Origin of the sequence: Sutcliffiella sp. NPDC057660 (assembly GCF_042800035.1) — a bacterium.
Taxonomy (GTDB): Bacteria; Bacillota; Bacilli; order Bacillales; family Bacillaceae_I; genus Sutcliffiella_A.
This window is the reverse complement of sequence record NZ_JBHVHV010000015.1, coordinates 105,239-125,568: the sequence shown is the minus strand read 5'-3', so window position 1 is coordinate 125,568 and position 20,330 is coordinate 105,239. Positions and strand designations below refer to the sequence as shown.

Genomic DNA, 20,330 nt, shown 5'->3' with positions numbered 1-20,330 from the left:
GTTATCAAGGTGGACGAAGGTTGCTTGATTATTAGTCCGAACTTTCGGAAAATATGCAAGTTCGGAAAATTGAAACATTTGCGGTTGATGGATTCAACGAGTTGGCACGATTTTTGCATATAGGAAAGAGGAAGACAAAATTAACAGGAAAATGCTTCGAATTTATGAAAGCGTTTACCGTAAAACAAGGGGGAAAGAAAATGCTCAGCATGATTGGTCTTATCGGAGGTTTGGCACTTTTAATTTTTTTAACGATGAGAGGGATGAACCTGCTTGTAGTAGGTCCGCTGTCAGCATTATTTGTTGCAGTATTAAGTGGAATGCCGTTGTTTCCACAATTGGTTGAAGAAGGGGAAGTTAACTTTGTAAGCAGCTATATGGGCGGTTTTTCTTCCTTCGTCACTGCCTGGTATCTAATGTTCCTGCTTGGGGCCATTTTCGGGAAAGTGATGGAGGATAGTGGAGCAGCAGACTCTGTTTCCAAGTTTATTGTAGATAAGCTTGGGATGAAATATGCCGTACTTGCCATTGTGGCAGCATGTGCCATTTTAACCTATGGAGGAGTCAGCTTATTCGTAGTTGCTTTCTCTGTATATCCAATGGCAATCAGCTTGTTCAAACAGGCTGATTTACCACGTCGTTTCATTCCGGCGGCACTTGCATTCGGTTCCGTCACATTTACGATGACTTCTGCCGGTTCCCCGGAGATCCAGAACTGGATTCCGATTGATTATCTTAACACAAGTCCTTATGCCGGTTGGGAAGTCAGTTTAATTGTTGCTGTATTCATGATGATCTTTGGTTACTGGTGGTTAAAGCGCATGATCACAAATGCGGTAAATCGTGGCGAAACGTTCACAGCAAGAGCATCCGATCCGGTGATGGATGAAAACAGAAAACTTCCAAACCCGTTTGTCAGTATGATTCCGTTATTGGTGGTACTTGGAATCAGCTTCTATTTCCATGATGACCTAAAACAATCTGCCTTGATCATTGCTTTATTGGGTGGGATCATAGCCACTTACATTGTTGGTAGAGCCTATTTCAAATCCTTCTGGAACGCAATTTCCGAAGGTACGATGGGAGCCTTGATCGCCATCGGTAATACGGCCGCTGTAGTAGGATTTGGTGGAGTTGCAAAAGCAGTGCCTGCATTTGGCGAGGTTGTATCCGCGATGACGAGCATCCCGGGAAGCCCACTTATCGGAGCTGCGATCGCAGTCAGCGTCATTGCCGGTATGACAGGATCCGCTTCCGGCGGGCAGGTAATCGCACTTCCGTTGATTGCGCCGCACTATATTGATATGGGTGTAAATCCTGAAGCCCTTCACCGTACGGTTGCCATATCTTCCGGTGCGCTGGATTCCCTTCCGCATAACGGTTATGTTGTAACAACCGTCCGTGCCATTTGTGGAGAGACCCATCAGGCGGCTTATGGACCTGTCGCTGCCGTTACGGTAATTGTTCCATTGATTGGTGTAGCGATTGCGATCGCATTGTTCTCACTTGGACTTGGTATCTAAAAACATTGAGGAGTGAGCAGAATTGGTAAAGGATAAAGTTGTCCTCATCACAGGAGCAGCCCAGGGAATTGGATATGAAATAGGAAAACAATTCACAGAAGCTGGCGCTAAAGTGGTGTTGACGGATTTAAATAATGAAACGGTGAAAGCTGCAAGCTCTGCCTTAAACAAGCAAGGGTTGACGACATTAGGAATCAAATGTGATGTGACATCTGAAAATGATATAAAAGATGCAATCGATACTGCGATCAGGGAGTTCGGGCGTATGGATGTATTGATCAACAACGCGGGCCTTCAGTATGTCTCCATGATCGAAGACTTCCCGACGGAAAAGTTTGAGCTTTTGATGAAAGTGATGCTGGTTGCTCCATTCGTCGCAACCAAGCATGTCTTTCCGATTATGAAAGAACAGAAATCCGGCCGTATTATCAATATGGCTTCCATCAACGGCTTGGTCGGCTTTGCGGGAAAAGCCGCCTACAACAGTGCCAAGCATGGGGTAATAGGATTGACAAAGGTCACCGCTCTCGAGGGAGCTGCCCATGGCATCACGGTCAATGCACTCTGTCCAGGATATGTGGATACGCCATTGGTACGAAATCAGCTCAAAGACTTGGCGGAGACCAGGGGAGTTCCATTGGAGAATGTATTGGAAGAGGTCATCTATCCCCTTGTCCCGCAGAGAAGATTGCTTCAAGTAAAGGAAATTGCAGACTATGCGATGTTTTTATCCAGTGATTCAGCTGCTGGAATCACTGGTCAGGCTGCGGTTATTGACGGAGGGTATACCGTGCAATAAATGAAAACGCCAGGTGCTGCATGGCATCTGGCGTTTTTTGTCGAAAATTAATCAAATAAAATTGATTAACTTCATTGCATATATTTTCCTCTCCGCATATAATCAAAGTAGATAATCAAAATAAATTGATTTAAGGGGAGATTAAAATGCATACCAATTTTTATACATTGGCAAATATGAACAGCCAAAAAATCAACAGCCTAAGGGAAGAACAAATGCTTCATATGATGGCAAAAGCTTCAAGGGGTGAAAGAAAGAAAATCGGTAATCCATTCAAAATGAGTTCCTTGAAGCTGACAAAAAGCTGGAATGACCAACAGGAACCTTGCTGCGTTTGTGAATAAAAAACGCTTTATTAATCAAAAAAAATTGATATTAAGAGGAGTAGATGATGATGTTTTTAATGTTCAAGAAAAAGAAGGATGACTGTTGCAAAGTGGAGATCGTGGAAGTCCAGGAAGAAAAATGCTGCGAGAGCAACCAAAAGGACTCAGACAACAAAAAAGAGTGCTGCTAACTACTGCTGAGAATAATTAGTTTGAAAAAAGTTCATAATGATTAATGAAAATACCCCTTGAAGTTTTCCAATAAATTCTTTACAATACAGATTAACAACAAAACTTATACGTTGAAAAGGATCAGTAGTGAACGAAACGAGCACAAGAGAGTTGACGGGTGGTGAGAGTCAACAAACGAGCGTTCATGAACTCGCCTTGGAGTAGCAGATGTGAAACCCTTCCTATGAAGGCAGTAATATTTTGCCGTATCATCCGCGTTAAGGATTCGAGTGATTATCATATTTGTGATAATAATCTGGGTGGTACCGCGGTAGGTTATGTATATTCAAACCTCTCGTCCCTTTTATAGGGATGAGGGGTTTTTTGTATTTATTTTTATTTTTTAGGAGGAAATGAAGATGTCGTTTCAACATCAGGATATCGAGAAAAAGTGGCAGCATTATTGGGAAGAAAACAAAACATTTAAAACACATGAGGAAAAAGGAAAAGAGAAGTTTTATGCACTTGATATGTTCCCTTTCCCTTCAGGTGCTGGTTTGCATGTTGGGCATCCGGAAGGCTATACAGCAACAGATATTCTTTCCAGAATGAAAAGAATGCAAGGTCACAATGTTTTACACCCTATGGGGTGGGATGCGTTTGGATTACCGGCTGAGCAATATGCGTTGGATACTGGTAACGATCCTGCTGAATTCACGGAAAAAAACATCAACACGTTCCGCAGACAAATAAAGGAATTGGGATTCTCATATGATTGGGATAGAGAAGTAAGCACAACAGATCCCGACTACTACAAATGGACACAATGGATTTTCTTAAAACTTTATGAAAAAGGCTTAGCTTATGTTGATGAAGTTCCGGTTAACTGGTGTCCTGCTTTAGGTACCGTTCTATCGAATGAAGAGGTAATCGATGGGAAAAGTGAGCGCGGTGGCCATCCTGTAGAACGCAGACCGATGAAGCAGTGGATGCTGAAAATCACTGCCTACGCAGACAGACTTATCGATGACTTGGATGAATTGGATTGGCCGGAAAGCTTGAAGGAAATGCAGCGAAACTGGATTGGCCGTTCAGAAGGTGCCAATGTCCATTTCAACATTGATGGAACAGAAGAATCCTTCACTGTTTTTACAACTAGACCGGATACACTTTTTGGTGCAACTTATACAGTATTAGCTCCTGAGCATCCATTAGTGAAAAAGATTACAACCGAGGATCAGCGCGATGCTGTCGAAGCATACATTACAAAAATCCAAAGCAAGAGTGATTTGGAGCGTACCGAGCTTTCCAAAGAAAAAACAGGGGAATTCACTGGGGCATATGCAGTAAATCCTGCCAATGGTGAAAAGCTTCCAATCTGGATCGCGGATTATGTATTGATGAGCTATGGAACAGGTGCCATCATGGCCGTTCCTGCACACGATGAGCGTGACTATGAATTTGCTTCAAAGTTTGAGATTCCGATTGTGGAAGTTGTAGCAGGTGGGGATGTAACCAAAGAAGCCTACACGGGTGACGGAGAACATGTAAACTCTGATTTTCTGAATGGGCTTGGCAAAGAAGAAGCCATTACAAATATGATTCAATGGTTAGAGACAAACGAAAAAGGGGCAAAGAAAATTTCTTTCCGTCTTCGTGATTGGCTATTCAGCCGCCAACGCTACTGGGGTGAACCTATTCCAATCATTCATTGGGAAGATGGAACGATGTCTGCCATCGAGGAAAAAGAATTGCCACTTCTTTTACCTAAAACAAAAAACATCCGTCCTTCCGGCACCGGTGAATCTCCACTTGCTGCAATCGAGGATTGGGTCAATGTGGTCGATCCTGTTACAGGCAAAAAAGGTCGTCGCGAAACGAATACGATGCCAAACTGGGCTGGAAGCTGCTGGTACTACCTGCGCTACATCGATCCAAATAACAGCGAACAACTGGCTGATCCTGAAAAATTAAAAGAATGGTTGCCAGTGGACATCTATATCGGTGGAGCGGAGCATGCTGTACTACACTTGCTTTACGCCCGATTCTGGCACAAATTCCTTTACGATATCGGAGTAGTTTCAACTAAAGAGCCATTCCAAAAGCTATTTAACCAAGGGATGATCTTAGGTAGCAATAACGAGAAAATGAGTAAATCAAAAGGGAATGTAGTGAACCCGGATGATATCGTGGAAAGCCATGGTGCAGACACATTACGCCTATACGAAATGTTCATGGGACCTTTGGAAGCTTCCATCGCCTGGAGCACAAACGGATTGGACGGCTCCCGCAGATTCCTAGACCGTGTATGGAGATTGTTTGTCGAAGAGAATGGCAAGCTAAGCTCCAAAGTCGTGGAATTGACGGAAGAGGATACGTTGGAGAAAACGTACCATGCAATGGTGAAAAAAGTAACCGAGGACTATGAAGGACTTCGATTCAACACGGCCATCTCGCAAATGATGGTATTCATCAATGATGCCTACAAAGCGGATGTTATTCCTAAAGAGTATGTGGAAGGATTCGTTAAGCTATTGTCCCCAGTTTGTCCGCATATTGCCGAGGAACTTTGGGAGAAGCTTGGCAACGAAGGAACCATCACGTACGAAGCTTGGCCGGTGTATGATGAAGCGAAGCTAGTCGAGGATGAAGTGGAAATCGTTGTTCAGGTAAACGGTAAGCTGAAAGCGAAACTTTATGTCCCGGCAGATGCAACTCGTGAAAAAATGGAAGAGATCGCACTTGCTGATGAAACAGTAAAAGAATCCATCGAAGGAAAAACGGTTCGTAAGGTCATCGCTGTTCCCGGTAAATTGGTGAATATCGTAGCGAACTGATTTCTCTTGATATATGAAAGCAAGGCTGCCGGAGATTTGGTAGTCTTGTTTTATTTTTGTTAGAATGAATGTATCTTTACACACTACATAGAATCGAGGTTTTACGAAATGGAAGAGATTAAAACCATTACAACAGATGAACTGAAAAAGAAATTGGATGCAGGGGAAGAACTGCTTCTTGTTGATGTCCGTGAAGATGAAGAAATTGAAACAGGTAAAATAAAGCAAGCGAAGCACATACGCATGGGGGATATTCCGGCAAGTCTGGATCAGCTTGATAAGGAAAAAGAATACATCGTCATTTGCCGCTCAGGCCGCCGCAGCGAAAATGTCTGCCACTACCTTCAGGATCAGGGATATAAGGTCCGAAACATGGAAGGCGGCATGCTGGAGTGGGAAGGCGACGTGGAATAATTTTGTATTGAGGAGTGGGACTGGCTTATGCTGGTCCTTTTTAATTGTGGCGAGATTGGATGATTGTGAATAGGTGCAATCAGGATTTGTTAGAATGAATTAGGAATCTGTTAGAATGTTACGAAGAATTGTTAGAATGATTTGTTAATTTGTTAGTATGATTATTAATTTTGTTAGAATCACATCAGATTAATGATTTCTTAACCTCATATAAACCCAAAAATTATCCTAAATGCTTCACAAACTGCAATTTTGATATGTAAACGGAAGAAATGATCTATAAAAGTAAACTAAACCAACATTTTTTCGATCCAATCATCTTAAAAATGAAAAACTTGAAAACCATCTCCGAACTTCTCTTGAAGGAAAACAAATGTGGGGTAACGAAAGTATCGGTTAATCCCAAGAAGAGAGAAGTGATTTTTTGATATAAAAACATAGAAACATATCTTATCAGTTAAGAGTGTTGAAGGCACTTACAAGAAGAGCTCGTAAAGACCACTGGAGATATCAGGATATTGTAAGGGAACACGGTATTAAACAGGCTGGTTACAAGGGGGAGCAATCCCTGGACTATTATATGGACTTTCTGCCTAAAACAAATCCTCCATTTTCTATCTTCCAGGATCTCAGGCTGCCGCATACTAAAGAATCATTTTTCCAAATGGACAACACCCTCCTCCATCCCAACTTCATGCTTATTCTGGAGGTGAAGAACTATAAAGGTACACTATCCTTTGATCCAAAATTTCAACAGGTAATACAAGAGGTCGAAAATAACCCATTACTTTCACTCCCTGATCCCATCTTACAAGTGAAAATGCAGGAAATGAAACTGATTCAATGGATGAAGTCAAAAAATCTACCCCTGCTACCTATAGAACGGTTGATTGTAATGGTAAACCCTAAAGCTGTCATTAAGGTCGATTCCCTGCATGGCTTAGTTGAGAGGCATGTAATAAAAGCTCCAGCACTTCACGATAGAATTCAAAACTACCTGAAAAAATACCCCGATCAAATCTTAAGTAAGAAAGATTATAAGAGAATATCCTCACTTTTTATCAAAGAAGATACCCCATCTGAAACTAGTCCGATAATTCAATTCGGAATTATTCCCAGCGATATTATACCTGGAGTATTTTGTCAAAGGTGCATTACTACATCCCCCATGACATGGCACCATGGAAAATGGCTTTGTAAGCATTGCTCTTTCGTGTCAGCAACTGCACATCTACCTGCATTGGAGGATTATGCATTGCTCATTAGTCCAACAATCAATAATAAAGAGCTTAGGAGATATCTATTACTTGATAAACCTCATACTGCCAGAAGAATTATCCAAAGTTCAGGGGCAGATTATATAAACTCCACTCAAGGTACATTCTATACAATAAAAATCTAGTTCCTTGAAACCAACAACCCCTGCAAATCGTAGATATAGAAGGGGGGGATCACATGGAATTCATTCAACAGCATTCATTCTACTTGTTTTTAATCTTCATTGGTTTGCTTCTTATCTATGAAAGTGTATCAAAATTCAGATCAAAAGGTGTTTCTTCCATCTCAAGCAGTGACCGATACCGGCGCATCCTGTATGGTGCCATGTTTTCTCTTATATTGTTGATTGCATTCATTCAAATGGAATTGCAAAAGGGAGTCTTTGTGGCGGTCGCCGGCCCCTTGCTGATTAGTCTGTTAACATTGGTGAAGGAGCGGAAGAACACGGAAATGCATGTATGGAGCTATGAGCCATACACATTTTTTGCGATTTTGGAACAGCACCTGGACAGTAATGGCTACGAATATATTAGAGAAGTGAAGGGGAACGAAGATTACTTAAGCAGCAATTACATAACCTACTATTATTTGGATGATAGTGATGAGGAAATCAAAATCAATTGGAAGGATCTTGATAAAAGTGATATACAGGTATTCTTCTTGAAATTCAGGAATCATCAATTCGTCAAGGAATTGATGGGAAAATTGAAAGAGCAACGACCACCCATCACTTATTTTCAAGTCAGCAAGTATTCTATCGGGTTTGCGGCCGTCTTCATTTATTTGGGAATGATGAAAGTGCTAGGGTACTAAAGGAAGGCGCCTCTCTTCGGGGGTGTTTTTTTTTGAATTTCCTCTTCGGCTGTGGTATAAATACGTCTATTTTCTCCTATACATAAAAGTAAAAGGAGGTGTACTGGCTTGATTCAAATCAAAATGTTTGATGAAGAGCATGAGCGGGACCTCGAGGATTCGGTAAACGACTTTCTGAGAGGGCTTGCAGACAGGGATTTGATAGATATCAAGTATCAGGTGGGATGTTTACTGGAGGAAGAGGAGCAGATCTATTGCTTTTCGGCAATGGTCATATTCAGAGCCTGAAAAAATCCGAAAAAGATGTTTATCAGGCTCGTAAATGTGGGTAGAGATAAGTAACTTATTAAAAACAAGAAACAATTATTAAGAAGCTGTAACAATTATTTGGGACAAGCGTCTAATCTAATAACATAACAAACTCGAAAGGATGGATGGAACATGAACCACCACACTCAAAACGAAACGGTAATGACTGAGGACAAATCATTTATGAATGAATTCGCAATGTATGGTGTAGGACTTGGACTAGTATTCTCGTTTGTATTAATGGTAACTGCGTAGGCTTGCTGCCTTTTTCCCGGCGTTCAAGCCTGCCAGCCTTCCGGTAACAAGAGCCGATGTAATATTGTAACCACCAGTATATCCATGGATATCAAGTACTTCCCCACAAAAATATAATCCTTCTTTCTGTTTGGAAGCCATCTCTTTTGGATGAATTTCCTTTACAGAAACACCGCCACCGGTCACGAATGCCTTCTCAATGGATAACGTGCCGGATACTTCAAAGCGGAATTGCTTGCACATTTTCGCGAGGTCCCTTATTTTCTCATGTGCTAAAGTTGCACCAATTTCCTGTTCATCGATACCACATTGCTCCAATAAAAATAATAAGTACCGCTCAGGCACAATTCCTTTAAGAACATTCTTAATGGCTTTTTTTGGTTCGTCCTTTAATAGTTTGTGCAGTTCCTGGAAAACCTGCTCCTCATTGATGCTTGGAAGAACATCAAGGTTCATTGTGACGGTTCGAACATTAAACTTCTTCATCGTTTTCACAACATATTGGCTGCAACGCAATACTGCAGGTCCCGACACACCAAAATGAGTGAATATCATATCCATTTGATGTGTTTTGACCAATTTGCCTTTAGGGTTCAATACACTTAGAGCAACATCGCGCAAGGACAGCCCCTGCAATCGTTTTTCACGGATAAAAGACTCTGTTGAAGTCAATGGAACTTCCGTAGGGAAAAGATCTGTCACTGTATGTCCCGCTTTTTTTGCCCATGGGTAGCCATCACCGGTAGAACCTGTATGCGGTACCGATTTTCCTCCAACCGCAATGACGACACATGTAGACTCGATGAATTCCCCATTTTTCAGCAGGACCCCTTTGGTTCGTTCTTCGTCATATTCCACCGTTTCTACAGCGGTATTTGTACGGATCTCCACTTTCAGCTGTTTCATTTTATCCAAAAGGGCATCCACCACACTCTGCGCCTTGTCGGTCACAGGGAACATGCGGCCATGGTCCTCCTCTTTCAATTGAATACCAAGCCCTTCAAAAAACTTGATGATATCTTCATTACTAAACTCTGAAAACGCACTGTATAGGAATCTTCCGTTACCGGGTATGTGTTTGATGATTTCATCAACAGGCAGCCTATTTGTCACATTACAGCGCCCTCCGCCTGAGATCGCCAGCTTTCTGCCAAGCTTATTTCCTTTATCCAACAGAAGGACACGTGCTTTCTGTTCCGCTGCAGCTATGGAGGCCATCAGACCGGACGGACCGCCGCCAATTATTATTACATCATATTTCATCTTTTCACCAACCAACTAAATTTAGAAAACCTATCCTTTATTATATACTGTAAACGGATGTTGGACAAAATAGACATCTTTCCGTATGATTTTGAGAGATAAAGTTAACGAAAAAGGGGTATACAATGAATTATTCACCAAATATAACCGAAGCGCATCATCCTGAAGACGGTGGATGGACCATCGATGGCGGGATTCCCGTCCTGCTCTTGTCCATACCATCATTAGATGATCTCATTCCGACAAAAATAAATAAGTATTCTTATGCATGGCTCTATGAAAAAGAGATGGATGCTTACATATTTTGTGCGAGGATAAATAACAAAGATGAATTCGGGGTTCTTTTTTCCCGGGAGGAAGCTGGCCGGCTTCTTCTCGAGGCGGATGCTTATGGGGAGTTCAATGTAGTCATTTGCAAAGAGGCATTTGAACACTTGGAGGATGACACGCCATTCATCGCTTTTTCCAATATTTCACTCAATAGAAGCGTCATTGCAGGCTGGTAAAAAACATACACGTCAACACCCTTTATGGTAAAATACTAAGGTTAGACAAAAAGTTACATATAGTAGGTAGGGATTTTATGTCAACATCGAATATATTAAGAGGTACATTTATATTAACTTTGGGAACGATGCTTTCCAGGGTGTTAGGATTAGTCTATATTTTTCCGTTCTATACTTTGGTAGGAAAGAGCGGGGGAGAATTATATACGTATGCCTATGTTCTCTACTCAGTTGTTTTGAGTGTGGCAACAATGGGCGTGCCATTGGCAGTATCAAAGTTCGTCGCTAAATATAATGCTTTGGATGAGTACGCAGTCGGGAGAAAGCTGTTCCGCTCCGGTATTCTGTTAATGAGTATAACAGGTATAGTTTCCTTTCTCGTATTATATCTTCTTGCACCGGTGTTTTCACCGATGATCATCAATGAAGGCAGTAAGCACTCCTATGATGATATAACATTGGTAATCAGAATGGTCAGTTTTGCCCTATTACTGGTACCTGTCATGAGTTTGATTAGAGGATTCTTTCAAGGCCATGAATCAATGGGGCCTACAGCCGTTTCACAAGTTGTAGAGCAGCTCGCAAGGATTATATTCTTGTTGGGCAGTGTATACATAATCATGAATGTAACAAAAGGTAGTCTGCCTACCGCAATTGGTTATGCCACTTTTGGTGCGTTTATCGGGGCGGTCGCTGGACTTGCCATACTCATATGGTACTGGTTCAGCAGGAAAAAGCATTTGGACACCCTTTTGGAGAAGGATAAGGGTACCATGGATATATCCTACAAGGAAATGTACAAGGAAATAGTCCTTTATGCGGCTCCTTTCGTATTTGTCGGACTTGCCATGCCTTTGTATCAATTGGTAGATACCTTCAGCTTTAACAAAATAATGGCGATGGCTGGGTACGACAATTCCGGTGATGCTTTTGCAATCATCAACAATTACGGCCAAAAGCTTGTCATGATCCCAATCACGCTTGCTACTGCATTTGCCTTGTCATTATTGCCTGCAATCACCAGGTCTTTTATCAGTAATGACCAGGATGTCCTGCAGCGTCAGATGAGCAAGACATTTCAAATACTGCTGTACTTAACATTGCCAGCTTGCATCGGTCTTTCCATACTCGGCGGACCGGCATACGCAGCCTTTTATTCCTACGATGAGCTTGGTGGATATTTGCTGACCTGGTACGCACCAACTGCGATCCCGCTTGCCATTTTCACAGTAACGGCATCTGTCCTGCAAGGAATTAACCGCCAGAAATATACAGTCTATGGATTGGCGCTTGGTATAGGGTTGAAGCTTGTGCTCAACTTCCCGCTTATTTTCCTCATGGGTGCAGAAGGATCGATTGTCGCAACCGGAATCGGGTATACTGCAAGTGTAGTAATGAATCTATGGGCTATAAAGAAATACACAGGCTTTGACTATTCCATCGTTTTCAGAAGAACGATGCTGATGACCATTTTCAATATTGCCATGATAGTAGGAGTGTTTATCGTACTTCAGTTATTGGGAGGATTCATTCCATACAGCGATGGACGCTTGCAGGCAATTATCGTGATATTCATCAGTGCAGCTGTTGGAGCGGGAATCTACTTCTTCCTAAGCTATCGCAGCAATTTATTAATGTACCTTTTCGGGAACAGATTTCCGTTTTTAAATAGAAAAACAGGTGAAAGAGGCCTCTAATATCAAAGGAGTTAATTATGAGATTAGATAAACTATTGGCAAACAGCGGCTACGGAACTCGTAAAGAAGTGAAGAAGCTGTTGAAGACAGGCGTTGTAAAAGTGGATGGCAAGGTAGTGAAGGATGCAAAGGTTCATGTGGAGCCCGAGGAACAAGAAGTGACGGTATTGGATGATGTGGTGGAATACCGCGAGTTCATCTACTTAATGATGCATAAACCTCCTGGCTTCTTATCGGCAACCGAGGATCACAGACAGGAAACGGTTGTGGATATTTTACAAGAAGAGGATAAGATTTTTGAGCCTTTTCCTGTGGGACGACTCGATAAGGATACGGAAGGCTTTCTGCTCCTGACCAATGATGGACAGCTTGCGCATCAGCTGTTATCACCGAAAAAGCATGTACCCAAGACTTATTATGCAAAAATTGACGGGGAAGTAACGGAAGAGGACATTGCAGCATTCCGTGAAGGTGTCACGTTGGATGATGGCTATGAAACCTTGCCTGCCGAGCTGAAGATACTTTCTGCCGGTCCTCAATCGGAAATTGAAGTCACCATCGTCGAGGGGAAATTCCATCAAGTGAAAAGAATGTTCCAGGCAGTCGGAAAAACGGTTACCTATCTGAAGAGGCTCAGCATGGGACCGCTGGAACTCGATCCGGATCTCGAACTCGGTGAGTACAGGGAACTGACAGACGAAGAATTGGAACTCTTAAAAGAGAATAGATAATATGTCAGGACACTCCTAGTAAATTAGGAGTGTTTTTTATGTTTTCTGAAATTTAAACTGATAAATTTCTACTATTTTCCTCATTAACCGACATATAGCGAAAAAATATTTAGAAGATTATAATAGCCAAATATAAGGAGGTGAAGCGATGAACGTGCGAAGAGTATGGTTTCTGCCTCTATTATTTTTGTTTGTACTGACTTTGCCGGATGCAGTTGGTGCTGAAAAAGGTGGAAATCCGCCTGAGGGGAAGGGAAAGCAAGCCTCTGAAGTAGTAACAGTTCCGAATGGAAACGTCCCGCAAAAGCCAGATAAGGCTGAAGCTCCAATTCAAAAGGAATTCAATCCAATTGCAGAGGAAAACCGGAACGTCCCAACTCCACAAGCGAAAAGCAATGCAGTAAAGGAACTACCAAAGCAAGCCAGTGAAAAAGCAGAGGAAGCGGTTCAAAAAGAGCCTGTAAAACAAAAAATAGAAGTGGTACCAGTTCCATCTCAACCTGATAAAACGGTTCCAGTCACGCCTCCAGAAGACGAGGTACGGGACAAACCGAGTTCCTCCACTCAAAAGCAGCCAGAAATCATACATAACAATAATTCAGAGGAGAAAACAGGGTCGAATACTTCCAAGAAGGATGTTTCCTTGTCTGAAGGTTCTTCAGCATCCGTAAGCGAAGAATCCAGTACAAGCACTCCTGTTCCACTTCCAACTAGGAAGGACTGGGAACCGACCATCCTCCAGGTGCAACAGCAGCAATCTCAGAAAAAGCCTACGGGGAATACGGGAGATACAAAAGTGCCTTCCAAAGGATCACTTGATTTCCTCGGCATAAATCCCGGTGAGGCGGTTATGGTGTTGATTGAGCCTTTTGTGTCAAATCATCTCACGTTTCGGAGCCAATGGGTAAATGCACCACCGGCACCGCCACCTGAGAAAACTCTTTCTTTTTTCAATAGATAATGTATATACCATTCTATTAAAAATTGAAGGAGCGATTCATAATGAAAATCAATTTCCTAAACAGTAAAGCAATCGTAAAAACGTTAGTATTAACAGGTGTTCTATCTTTTGGTTTCGGTATTCAGATGAGTGAAGCGGCAGGTAAAGAAAACAAAGAAGACCACAAGCCAAAAGTGGAGCAAAAGGTTAACGTTGAGCAAAAGGTAAAAGTTGTACTTCCTGCAAAAGCGAAAGTGACCCCTTCTGCTGAGAACAAAGCAAAGTCTCAAGCAAGTGTAAATGCCAGTGAGCAAGCGAAAGAAAAAGCTGCAGCCAATTCCGCTGTACATGCGGGCAAAGTAGAGGAAACTCCTGAAGTAGTGGAACAACCGACAGAAGAAACCACAGAAGAAGTGGTGGAAACAGTAACGGAAGTACCCGAAACTGAAGTTCCAGAAACGGATGAGGAAGCGAAAGTGAATCCTTCTTGGGAAAACAAGAAGAAATCCATGGCGAGTGAAAGAGCAAGCGAGCAGGCTAAATTGCATGCAACGCCAAATTCCGCTGTACATGCAAGCACTGAAGAAGATGTGAAGGAAGAAGAAGCGACTGAAGAAGCAACAGAAGAAACAACAGAAGAAGCGACTGAAGAAGCAACAGAAGAAGCGACAGAAGAAGCAACAGAAGAAGCGACAGAAGAAGCAACAGAAGAAGCGACAGAAGAAGCAACAGAAGAAGCAACAGAAGAAACAACAGAAGAAGCGACTGAAGAAGTAACAGAAGAAGTGACTGAAGAAGTGACTGAAGAAGAGAAATTAAACCCTTCTGTAGAAAACAAATCCCTTTCAATGGCAAGTGCAAAAGCTAATGAAAAAGCGAAAATGCATGCTGCTCTTCAATCTGCTGTACATGCAATAGTGGAAGAAGAAATTGTGGAAGAAACTGTTACAGAAGCAACTGATGTAGAATAATCAGAGAAAAGGTGGCTGATTTAGCGGTCACTCAAGAAAACAGGCGGGAGAATAATCTCCTGCCTGTTTTCTTTTGTATAAGAAACCTTCGAACATATTCCCCCAAAAAAAAGAATCGATTCCACTTCGAACCGATTCCTTCACACTGCAATATGCGATTTATTATATTTATGTAACGTTAAGACGACAACCTAACTTTCTTTTCTGTAGTAGACCATTTACCTTTTGTCGGACTTTGAACAAGACCATTAAAAGCTAACACATTTAAATCACGCTGGACGGTACGTGGGGTTATCCCAAATTCATCGACCAACTGCTGTGTGGACACAGTCCCTTTCTCATGAATGTACATGTAGACGGCTTTAATACGGGTTAGCATACGGTTTGTTGAAGGCTTCAAAAAACCACTCCTTATCCGGTATTTAACATGTTACTACTAGATAATTCTTGATGTTAGGTGTTTAGTATTAAGTTAGTTTATATTGTACACGATTTGGTATAAAAAATTCTAGAATAATGATGCTATTTACACAATTTTAATAATTGGCATTGGAGTTATCGTGGTAAAATTGTCTTATTATTCCTTATTCACAATATTACATTAATCGACAATGAACCGCCACCCTTTTTTGAAAATTCGAAACTTTTTCTTTTGAAGTTACGTAAATAATGAGGAAGGAGGAACGATAGATGAATTTACTGACACTAGATTTAAAGCGTGCAGGTTATGACGATGAAATGAAGGTCGTGCAAAATATATATTTAACGGTGAATGCAGGTGAAATGGTAGGCCTGATCGGTCCCAACGGAGCTGGTAAGAGTACCTCCATTAAAACCCTGCTTGGGATGAATCCTTTTTTTGAGGGGGATATCCAACTCCCATCCAATAAGTCCTATGCTTATATTCCTGAGAAACCGGTATTTTATTATGATATGACATTATGGGAGCATATCGATCTGATGGCTTCTCTGATGGAACTTAAAGAACCCGAATGGAAACCAAGGGTGGATAAACTGCTGGATATGTTTGAATTGGGACATGTCATTCATGAGTCTCCCGCTACATTTTCCAAAGGGATGCAGCAAAAATCGATGCTGATATTTGCTTTCATGTCACGACCTTCCTTGTATGTCGTGGACGAACCTTTCATTGGGCTTGACCCTATAGCAATGAAAGATCTTCTTCAACTGTTTCGCCAAGAGCAGGAAAGAGGAGCCGGCATTTTGATGTGTACCCATGTCCTTGATACCGCAGAGCGGATTTGTGACCGATTCGTATTGCTCACAGACGGTAAGGTGAAATCCTCCGGAACGCTACGTGATATACAGGAGGAGTGTGGGATGCCAGGCGCTTCCCTATTGGATTGCTTTTACACCTTATCCACTAGGAGCAAGAAACGATGAACGGATTCGCACTTTTTCGTTATCGCCGAAAGAAGGACTGGGATTACCAATGGAAGAACATGAAGGTTGTAGTGGATTGGACTATTTTGGTCTATATTATCCTTACCATCCTATTTGTTGGGGCAATGGTTTATGACTCTATCCCTAAAATTTTTGAAATAATCAGTCAGTTACCTTTTGGTCTGATCTTATTCTTTATCTATCTGATTATGAATACTGGTGCCATTCGGATTTATGTGGAATCGGCTGATTCCTACTTTTTTGTCCACCGGAAAAGTGTGCTTAAAAGTCTTAAGGGCTATTGCATTGGTGCGGCTATGTTGAAGAACACTGTTGTATCCGTCCTGATTGCATTATTATCCTATTTATTGCTCCAACAGATCAAACCGGATGCGTATTCGCTGCTTGATTTTGCAGTATTCATCGTGCTGGTACGGTTGTTGCTGATTGTAATCGGTCAGCTGGTTGATTTGAGATGGAAAAGCTGGAGTAATAGGCTGATAAGTTTTACTGTTTTTGTATTGGGTGGGATAATCTTTTATTTGCTAGTAGATTATAGGTTGGGCTTCTATACAAATGTTTGCATACTCTTACTAGTTGCAGCTGCCTATTTCCTTTATTGGAAAATGGACAGCTTTGATTTTGATGTAATGGAAAGTGAAAAAATAAAGCAGAAATATGTTGGGGTGATGTTCTCGATGTCAGAGTATGTTTATATCCCCAAGGTATCCAAACGGACTAAACCATTTCTTTTCCGGAAATCCCAGCGTATTTTTGAAGACAGGCGACCGGAAAATGCCCTAGCCGAACTGTTCTTCAAATACTTACTACGGAATCTACGTCATGTTTCTTCTTACCTGAAGCTAATCGGAATCACCATTGCAGTGATGACCTATATGCCGCTATGGATGAAATATGGGCTGTTTGTTGCATTTTTCTTTTTCATCAAAGAATGGTTAAATATATTATATGATGAATTGACCACCCATCCATTTTTGGGTATGTATAAAGGCAAGGAGATTTTGAAGGAGCATTATCAGGATGCTGTGACAAGATGGCTCTATTATCCTGCATTGGGACTGGTTGGTTTTGTACTATTGATGAACACGCTGTTTCATTTTTTATGGAAGGGATGATCGAACGGAATGACAAACATCAATTGGTTGGAAGAAGTGGAAAAACGCAAGGAAGCACTTATAAAGGATACACAAGGATTATTGCAAATAAAAAGTGTACTGAACGAAGAGGAGGCAACGCCTGTTGCACCTTTTGGAAAAGGTATAGAAGAGTCGCTACAATATTTGTTACATAAAGGGAAAAACGACGGGTTTATTACAAAAAACGTTGATCATTATGCAGGGCATATAGAACACGGACAAGGGGATGAGCTTGTTGGCATCCTCTGTCATGTTGATGTCGTTCCTGAAGGCGATGGCTGGACGGATGAGCCATACAGTGCTTCTATCCGTGATGGGAAAATCTTTGCCCGTGGTGCAATTGATGATAAAGGGCCGACGATGGCTGCCTATTATGCTTTGAAAATAGTGAAGGAATTGGAGCTTCCGCTATCCAAGCGTGTCCGGATCATTATCGGAACCGATGAGGAGAGCAGTTGGCAGTGTGTGGATCACTATTTCAAAAAAGAGGAAATGCCTACAATGGGATTTGCGCCGGACGCGGACTTTCCGATCATCTATGCGGAAAAAGGACTTGGGGACATCCGTCTGCAAATGAGAATGGCTCAAACAGAGACCGCTGGCACAGTTAAGCTACTGGCATTCGAGTCAGGAAGACGTCTGAACATGGTGCCAGATCACGCGAAAGCAACTGTTGAAGTGGATGGCAGCATGGAGGATGCAAGCCATGCTTTTAACCTTTATATAGAAGAGAAAGGTCTTGAAGGTGGCTATACGAAAGAAGGGAACGCCCTAATATTATCCATCAAAGGTGTATCGGCTCATGCGATGGAGCCTGACAATGGAAAGAACGCCGGCTACTATTTGGCGGAGTTCCTTCATTCCCAAGCTTTGGATGCGAATGGAGCGGCATTTGTCTCATTTGTTGCTGAAAAGCTGGCTTTCGATTCGAGAGGGAAAAAACTTGGCATTGCATTCCAGGATGATATCACAGGTGATTTGACCGTAAATACCGGGATATTTTCCTATAACTCTTCCACCGGCGGGACACTTGGAGTGAATATCCGTTTCCCGGTTACATGCGACATAGAGGCAACTCGGGAGAAGATTAAAGCCGCGGCTGAAGCAGGCGGATTCGAGCTAAGTAAATATGAAGTAGCGCCGCCTCACCATGTACCACAGGACCATGCGTTGATCCAAAAACTTCAGAAGGTCTATGAGGAGCAGACAGGGGAAAAGGCGGAGCTCTTGTCCATCGGTGGCGGGACCTATGCGAGGTCGCTTGAGGCAGGTGTTGCTTTTGGAGCACTTTTCCCTGGGCGTGAGGATGTGGCCCACCAGAAGGATGAGCATATTTTTATCGATGACCTGGTGAAGGCAACGGCAATTTATGCACAAGCCATCTATGAGCTTGCAAAATAATCTGATTTTCAAAAAAAGATTGTGATAGAATGAAAAGGTTACCTGAGATAAAGAGGGTAGCCTTTTCATTTTATTTTTCTGCGAGAAAGAAGGTCTATGAAGACTATGTCTACGAACCGGTATTTTTACAGCTTTTATTTTCTTGTTTTCTTTAGCTTTGGTGCTCTTTTTCCGTTGTTAACGGTCTATCTGAAGGATGATGTAGGGCTCTCAGGGTCACAGATAGGTATGATCATGTCTATCAGTCCAGTCGTGATGATCCTCATACAGCCGATGTGGGGTGTCTTCAGCGACTATACTCAAAAGCCAAGACAGATCCTGATTGGTACATTGTTTTTTACCGCATTGGCCGGTTTTGCCTTTTCCTTTGTGGGAGACTATGCTGGACTGCTTATCATCGCATTTCTATTGGCATTTTCCCAGAGTGCCCTTGTACCGATTTCTGATAGCATTACCTTGAATTATGTGCAAAAGACAAAAGGGAACTATGGCTCGATCCGGTTATGGGGAGCGGTCGGTTTCGCCATAGCGGTACTTGTTTCCGGTAAACTTTCGGAGTACTTTTCTCTTACCGTCATTTTCTACGTATTTGCAATAGGCCTGTTAATTGCCATGCTCGTGGTATTTTTCCTGCCGAAAGAAAGCCAGTCGATGAGCGTGAATATCAGGGATGGAATCGGTACTTTGATGAAAATGCCAAAATTCGTCCTCTTCCTTGTCACCACATTCCTTATCTTCGGTCCGGTCTTTGCGAATAACTTCTATTTCGGGTTGTTTATCACAGATATAGGCGGCACGGTAACAGGGGTAGGAATTGCCTTTTTGTTGGCTGCAGGTAGTGAGGCGCCTTTCATGAGAATTGCCGGTAAATGGATATCCAGATTCGGACTGCATACGATCATGGTTAGTGCCGCATTGGTATCAGCGCTTCGTTGGGTTTTCTATTTTTTTGAACCGCCTTTATACATCGTCTACGCCACTACCATTGCACAAGGTTTTTCAGTAGGGCTCTTTATCCCTGCTGCGATGCAATATGTTCGTGATATAGCTCCCATCAATGTCCGGGCAACAGCAGTCAGCCTTTATACAGCTGTAGGGAACGGCCTTGGCAGCTGGTTCTGTACATTCCTAGGCGGATATATCGCAGAATACTTCTCCGTAGCTTACGTTTATCTCTTTTTCGGAATTCTTACCTTCGGAGGACTTGGCTTGATTCTTTATATCAGACAGGCTGATCAGCGGGCGTTGGCGGAGGCTTAAATGAGTTTGAATGTGGGCTGATCGAAATTTTCGTGCAGCTTTTTTACTGGTGTAGCTGAATGAAGGACTTTTTGATGGTGTCCGAGGTCAAAAAGTCCTTCATAAAGCGGATGAAGGATTTTTCCATGGTGAAGCTGGTGCAAAAAGTCCATCATAAAGCCGATGAAGGACCTTTTCACGGTGAAGCTGGTGCAAAAAGTCCATCATAAAGCCGATGAAGGACCTTTTCATGGTGAAGCTGGTGCAAAAAGTCCATCATAAAGCGTATGAAGGAC

General features: G+C 42.2%; 21 protein-coding genes and 1 other annotated feature. Of the genes, 19 read left to right on the top strand and 2 right to left on the bottom strand.

Features of this window, described 5'->3' with window-relative positions:
• Window positions 1-200 precede the first annotated feature (200 nt).
• The 10 genes from ACFVAD_RS17900 to ACFVAD_RS17855 all read left to right on the top strand — a co-directional run bounded on the left by ACFVAD_RS17900 (window position 201) and on the right by ACFVAD_RS17855 (window position 8,725).
• Window positions 201-1,523 (top strand): GntP family permease, encoded by a 1,323-nt coding sequence (locus ACFVAD_RS17900; RefSeq protein ID WP_386643111.1) that lies wholly within the window; start codon window positions 201-203, stop codon window positions 1,521-1,523.
• Window positions 1,524-1,545: 22 nt separating this feature from the next.
• Entirely contained in the window at window positions 1,546-2,322 is a 777-nt protein-coding gene (locus ACFVAD_RS17895) for a 3-hydroxybutyrate dehydrogenase (protein ID WP_386643109.1), read from the top strand.
• Window positions 2,323-2,468: 146 nt separating this feature from the next.
• Complete coding sequence (locus ACFVAD_RS17890) at window positions 2,469-2,666, top strand: hypothetical protein (RefSeq protein WP_386643106.1); 198 nt, start codon at window positions 2,469-2,471, stop codon at window positions 2,664-2,666.
• 44 nt (window positions 2,667-2,710) lie between these two features.
• Window positions 2,711-2,839, top strand: a complete 129-nt coding sequence (locus ACFVAD_RS17885; RefSeq protein ID WP_386643104.1) for a hypothetical protein — start codon at window positions 2,711-2,713, stop codon at window positions 2,837-2,839.
• Between the two features lie 102 nt (window positions 2,840-2,941).
• Window positions 2,942-3,185, top strand: a binding site (T-box leader).
• 53 nt (window positions 3,186-3,238) lie between these two features.
• A complete protein-coding gene (gene leuS, locus ACFVAD_RS17880) occupies window positions 3,239-5,656 on the top strand; it encodes a leucine--tRNA ligase (protein ID WP_386643101.1) in 2,418 nt (805 codons plus the stop codon).
• A gap of 108 nt (window positions 5,657-5,764) precedes the next feature.
• Window positions 5,765-6,070, top strand: a complete 306-nt coding sequence (locus tag ACFVAD_RS17875; RefSeq protein ID WP_386643098.1) for a rhodanese-like domain-containing protein — start codon at window positions 5,765-5,767, stop codon at window positions 6,068-6,070.
• A 466-nt stretch (window positions 6,071-6,536) separates the two neighbouring features.
• Window positions 6,537-7,472: a nuclease-related domain-containing protein gene (locus tag ACFVAD_RS17870; protein ID WP_386643095.1), complete on the top strand. Its 936-nt coding sequence runs from the start codon at window positions 6,537-6,539 to the stop codon at window positions 7,470-7,472.
• A gap of 53 nt (window positions 7,473-7,525) precedes the next feature.
• Entirely contained in the window at window positions 7,526-8,161 is a 636-nt protein-coding gene (locus ACFVAD_RS17865; RefSeq protein ID WP_386643092.1) for a hypothetical protein, read from the top strand.
• 108 nt (window positions 8,162-8,269) lie between these two features.
• Window positions 8,270-8,449: a sporulation protein Cse60 gene (locus ACFVAD_RS17860; RefSeq protein WP_386643090.1), complete on the top strand. Its 180-nt coding sequence runs from the start codon at window positions 8,270-8,272 to the stop codon at window positions 8,447-8,449.
• Between the two features lie 153 nt (window positions 8,450-8,602).
• Complete coding sequence (locus ACFVAD_RS17855) at window positions 8,603-8,725, top strand: hypothetical protein (protein WP_386643087.1); 123 nt, start codon at window positions 8,603-8,605, stop codon at window positions 8,723-8,725.
• Here ACFVAD_RS17855 and ACFVAD_RS17850 read toward each other — a convergent pair.
• Window positions 8,708-9,988 carry a BaiN/RdsA family NAD(P)/FAD-dependent oxidoreductase gene (locus ACFVAD_RS17850; RefSeq protein WP_386643085.1) on the bottom strand — a complete coding sequence of 427 codons (1,281 nt, stop codon included), beginning with the start codon at window positions 9,986-9,988 and terminating at the stop codon, window positions 8,708-8,710. The genes ACFVAD_RS17855 and ACFVAD_RS17850 overlap by 18 nt on opposite strands.
• 125 nt (window positions 9,989-10,113) lie before the next feature.
• Here ACFVAD_RS17850 and ACFVAD_RS17845 point away from each other — a divergent pair, with 125 nt between their 5' ends.
• From ACFVAD_RS17845 to ACFVAD_RS17825, 5 genes are all read left to right on the top strand, one after another.
• Window positions 10,114-10,494 carry a hypothetical protein gene (locus ACFVAD_RS17845; RefSeq protein ID WP_386643082.1) on the top strand — a complete coding sequence of 127 codons (381 nt, stop codon included), beginning with the start codon at window positions 10,114-10,116 and terminating at the stop codon, window positions 10,492-10,494.
• A gap of 77 nt (window positions 10,495-10,571) precedes the next feature.
• Window positions 10,572-12,191 carry a putative polysaccharide biosynthesis protein gene (locus tag ACFVAD_RS17840; RefSeq protein ID WP_386643080.1) on the top strand — a complete coding sequence of 540 codons (1,620 nt, stop codon included), beginning with the start codon at window positions 10,572-10,574 and terminating at the stop codon, window positions 12,189-12,191.
• A gap of 17 nt (window positions 12,192-12,208) precedes the next feature.
• Window positions 12,209-12,922 (top strand): pseudouridine synthase, encoded by a 714-nt coding sequence (locus tag ACFVAD_RS17835; protein ID WP_386643077.1) that lies wholly within the window; start codon window positions 12,209-12,211, stop codon window positions 12,920-12,922.
• A 148-nt stretch (window positions 12,923-13,070) separates the two neighbouring features.
• Complete coding sequence (locus ACFVAD_RS17830) at window positions 13,071-13,883, top strand: hypothetical protein (protein WP_386643074.1); 813 nt, start codon at window positions 13,071-13,073, stop codon at window positions 13,881-13,883.
• Window positions 13,884-13,924: 41 nt separating this feature from the next.
• A complete protein-coding gene (locus ACFVAD_RS17825) occupies window positions 13,925-14,833 on the top strand; it encodes a hypothetical protein (RefSeq protein ID WP_386643071.1) in 909 nt (302 codons plus the stop codon).
• A 178-nt stretch (window positions 14,834-15,011) separates the two neighbouring features.
• Here the strand turns inward: ACFVAD_RS17825 and ACFVAD_RS17820 are convergent, their stop codons facing one another.
• Window positions 15,012-15,233, bottom strand: a complete 222-nt coding sequence (locus ACFVAD_RS17820; protein WP_386643068.1) for a DeoR family transcriptional regulator — start codon at window positions 15,231-15,233, stop codon at window positions 15,012-15,014.
• 290 nt (window positions 15,234-15,523) lie between these two features.
• Between ACFVAD_RS17820 and ACFVAD_RS17815 the strand changes: the two genes are divergently transcribed.
• From ACFVAD_RS17815 to ACFVAD_RS17800, 4 genes are all read left to right on the top strand, one after another.
• Complete coding sequence (locus ACFVAD_RS17815) at window positions 15,524-16,237, top strand: ABC transporter ATP-binding protein (protein ID WP_386643065.1); 714 nt, start codon at window positions 15,524-15,526, stop codon at window positions 16,235-16,237.
• Window positions 16,234-17,373: an ABC transporter permease gene (locus ACFVAD_RS17810; RefSeq protein WP_386643062.1), complete on the top strand. Its 1,140-nt coding sequence runs from the start codon at window positions 16,234-16,236 to the stop codon at window positions 17,371-17,373. Before ACFVAD_RS17815 ends, ACFVAD_RS17810 begins: the two co-directional genes overlap by 4 nt.
• Before the next feature lie 9 nt (window positions 17,374-17,382).
• Entirely contained in the window at window positions 17,383-18,795 is a 1,413-nt protein-coding gene (gene pepV, locus ACFVAD_RS17805; protein ID WP_386643059.1) for a dipeptidase PepV, read from the top strand.
• A gap of 96 nt (window positions 18,796-18,891) precedes the next feature.
• Window positions 18,892-20,055, top strand: a complete 1,164-nt coding sequence (locus tag ACFVAD_RS17800) for an MFS transporter (RefSeq protein WP_386643056.1) — start codon at window positions 18,892-18,894, stop codon at window positions 20,053-20,055.
• The last annotated feature ends 275 nt before the right edge of the window (window positions 20,056-20,330 follow it).

Bases quoted from the DNA above. Each gene is read 5' to 3' on its own strand.
- ACFVAD_RS17900 (WP_386643111.1), top strand. From the start codon at position 201: ATGCTCAGCATGATTGGTCTTATCGGAGGTTTGGCACTTTTAATTTTT.
- ACFVAD_RS17890 (WP_386643106.1), top strand. From the start codon at position 2,469: ATGCATACCAATTTTTATACATTGGCAAATATGAACAGCCAAAAAATC.
- ACFVAD_RS17885 (WP_386643104.1), top strand. From the start codon at position 2,711: ATGATGATGTTTTTAATGTTCAAGAAAAAGAAGGATGACTGTTGCAAA.
- leuS (WP_386643101.1), top strand. From the start codon at position 3,239: ATGTCGTTTCAACATCAGGATATCGAGAAAAAGTGGCAGCATTATTGG.
- ACFVAD_RS17875 (WP_386643098.1), top strand. From the start codon at position 5,765: ATGGAAGAGATTAAAACCATTACAACAGATGAACTGAAAAAGAAATTG.
- ACFVAD_RS17865 (WP_386643092.1), top strand. From the start codon at position 7,526: ATGGAATTCATTCAACAGCATTCATTCTACTTGTTTTTAATCTTCATT.
- ACFVAD_RS17855 (WP_386643087.1), top strand. From the start codon at position 8,603: ATGAACCACCACACTCAAAACGAAACGGTAATGACTGAGGACAAATCA.
- ACFVAD_RS17850 (WP_386643085.1), bottom strand. From the start codon at position 9,988: ATGAAATATGATGTAATAATAATTGGCGGCGGTCCGTCCGGTCTGATG.
- ACFVAD_RS17845 (WP_386643082.1), top strand. From the start codon at position 10,114: ATGAATTATTCACCAAATATAACCGAAGCGCATCATCCTGAAGACGGT.
- ACFVAD_RS17840 (WP_386643080.1), top strand. From the start codon at position 10,572: ATGTCAACATCGAATATATTAAGAGGTACATTTATATTAACTTTGGGA.
- ACFVAD_RS17835 (WP_386643077.1), top strand. From the start codon at position 12,209: ATGAGATTAGATAAACTATTGGCAAACAGCGGCTACGGAACTCGTAAA.
- ACFVAD_RS17830 (WP_386643074.1), top strand. From the start codon at position 13,071: ATGAACGTGCGAAGAGTATGGTTTCTGCCTCTATTATTTTTGTTTGTA.
- ACFVAD_RS17825 (WP_386643071.1), top strand. From the start codon at position 13,925: ATGAAAATCAATTTCCTAAACAGTAAAGCAATCGTAAAAACGTTAGTA.
- ACFVAD_RS17815 (WP_386643065.1), top strand. From the start codon at position 15,524: ATGAATTTACTGACACTAGATTTAAAGCGTGCAGGTTATGACGATGAA.
- ACFVAD_RS17810 (WP_386643062.1), top strand. From the start codon at position 16,234: ATGAACGGATTCGCACTTTTTCGTTATCGCCGAAAGAAGGACTGGGAT.
- pepV (WP_386643059.1), top strand. From the start codon at position 17,383: ATGACAAACATCAATTGGTTGGAAGAAGTGGAAAAACGCAAGGAAGCA.
- ACFVAD_RS17800 (WP_386643056.1), top strand. From the start codon at position 18,892: ATGAAGACTATGTCTACGAACCGGTATTTTTACAGCTTTTATTTTCTT.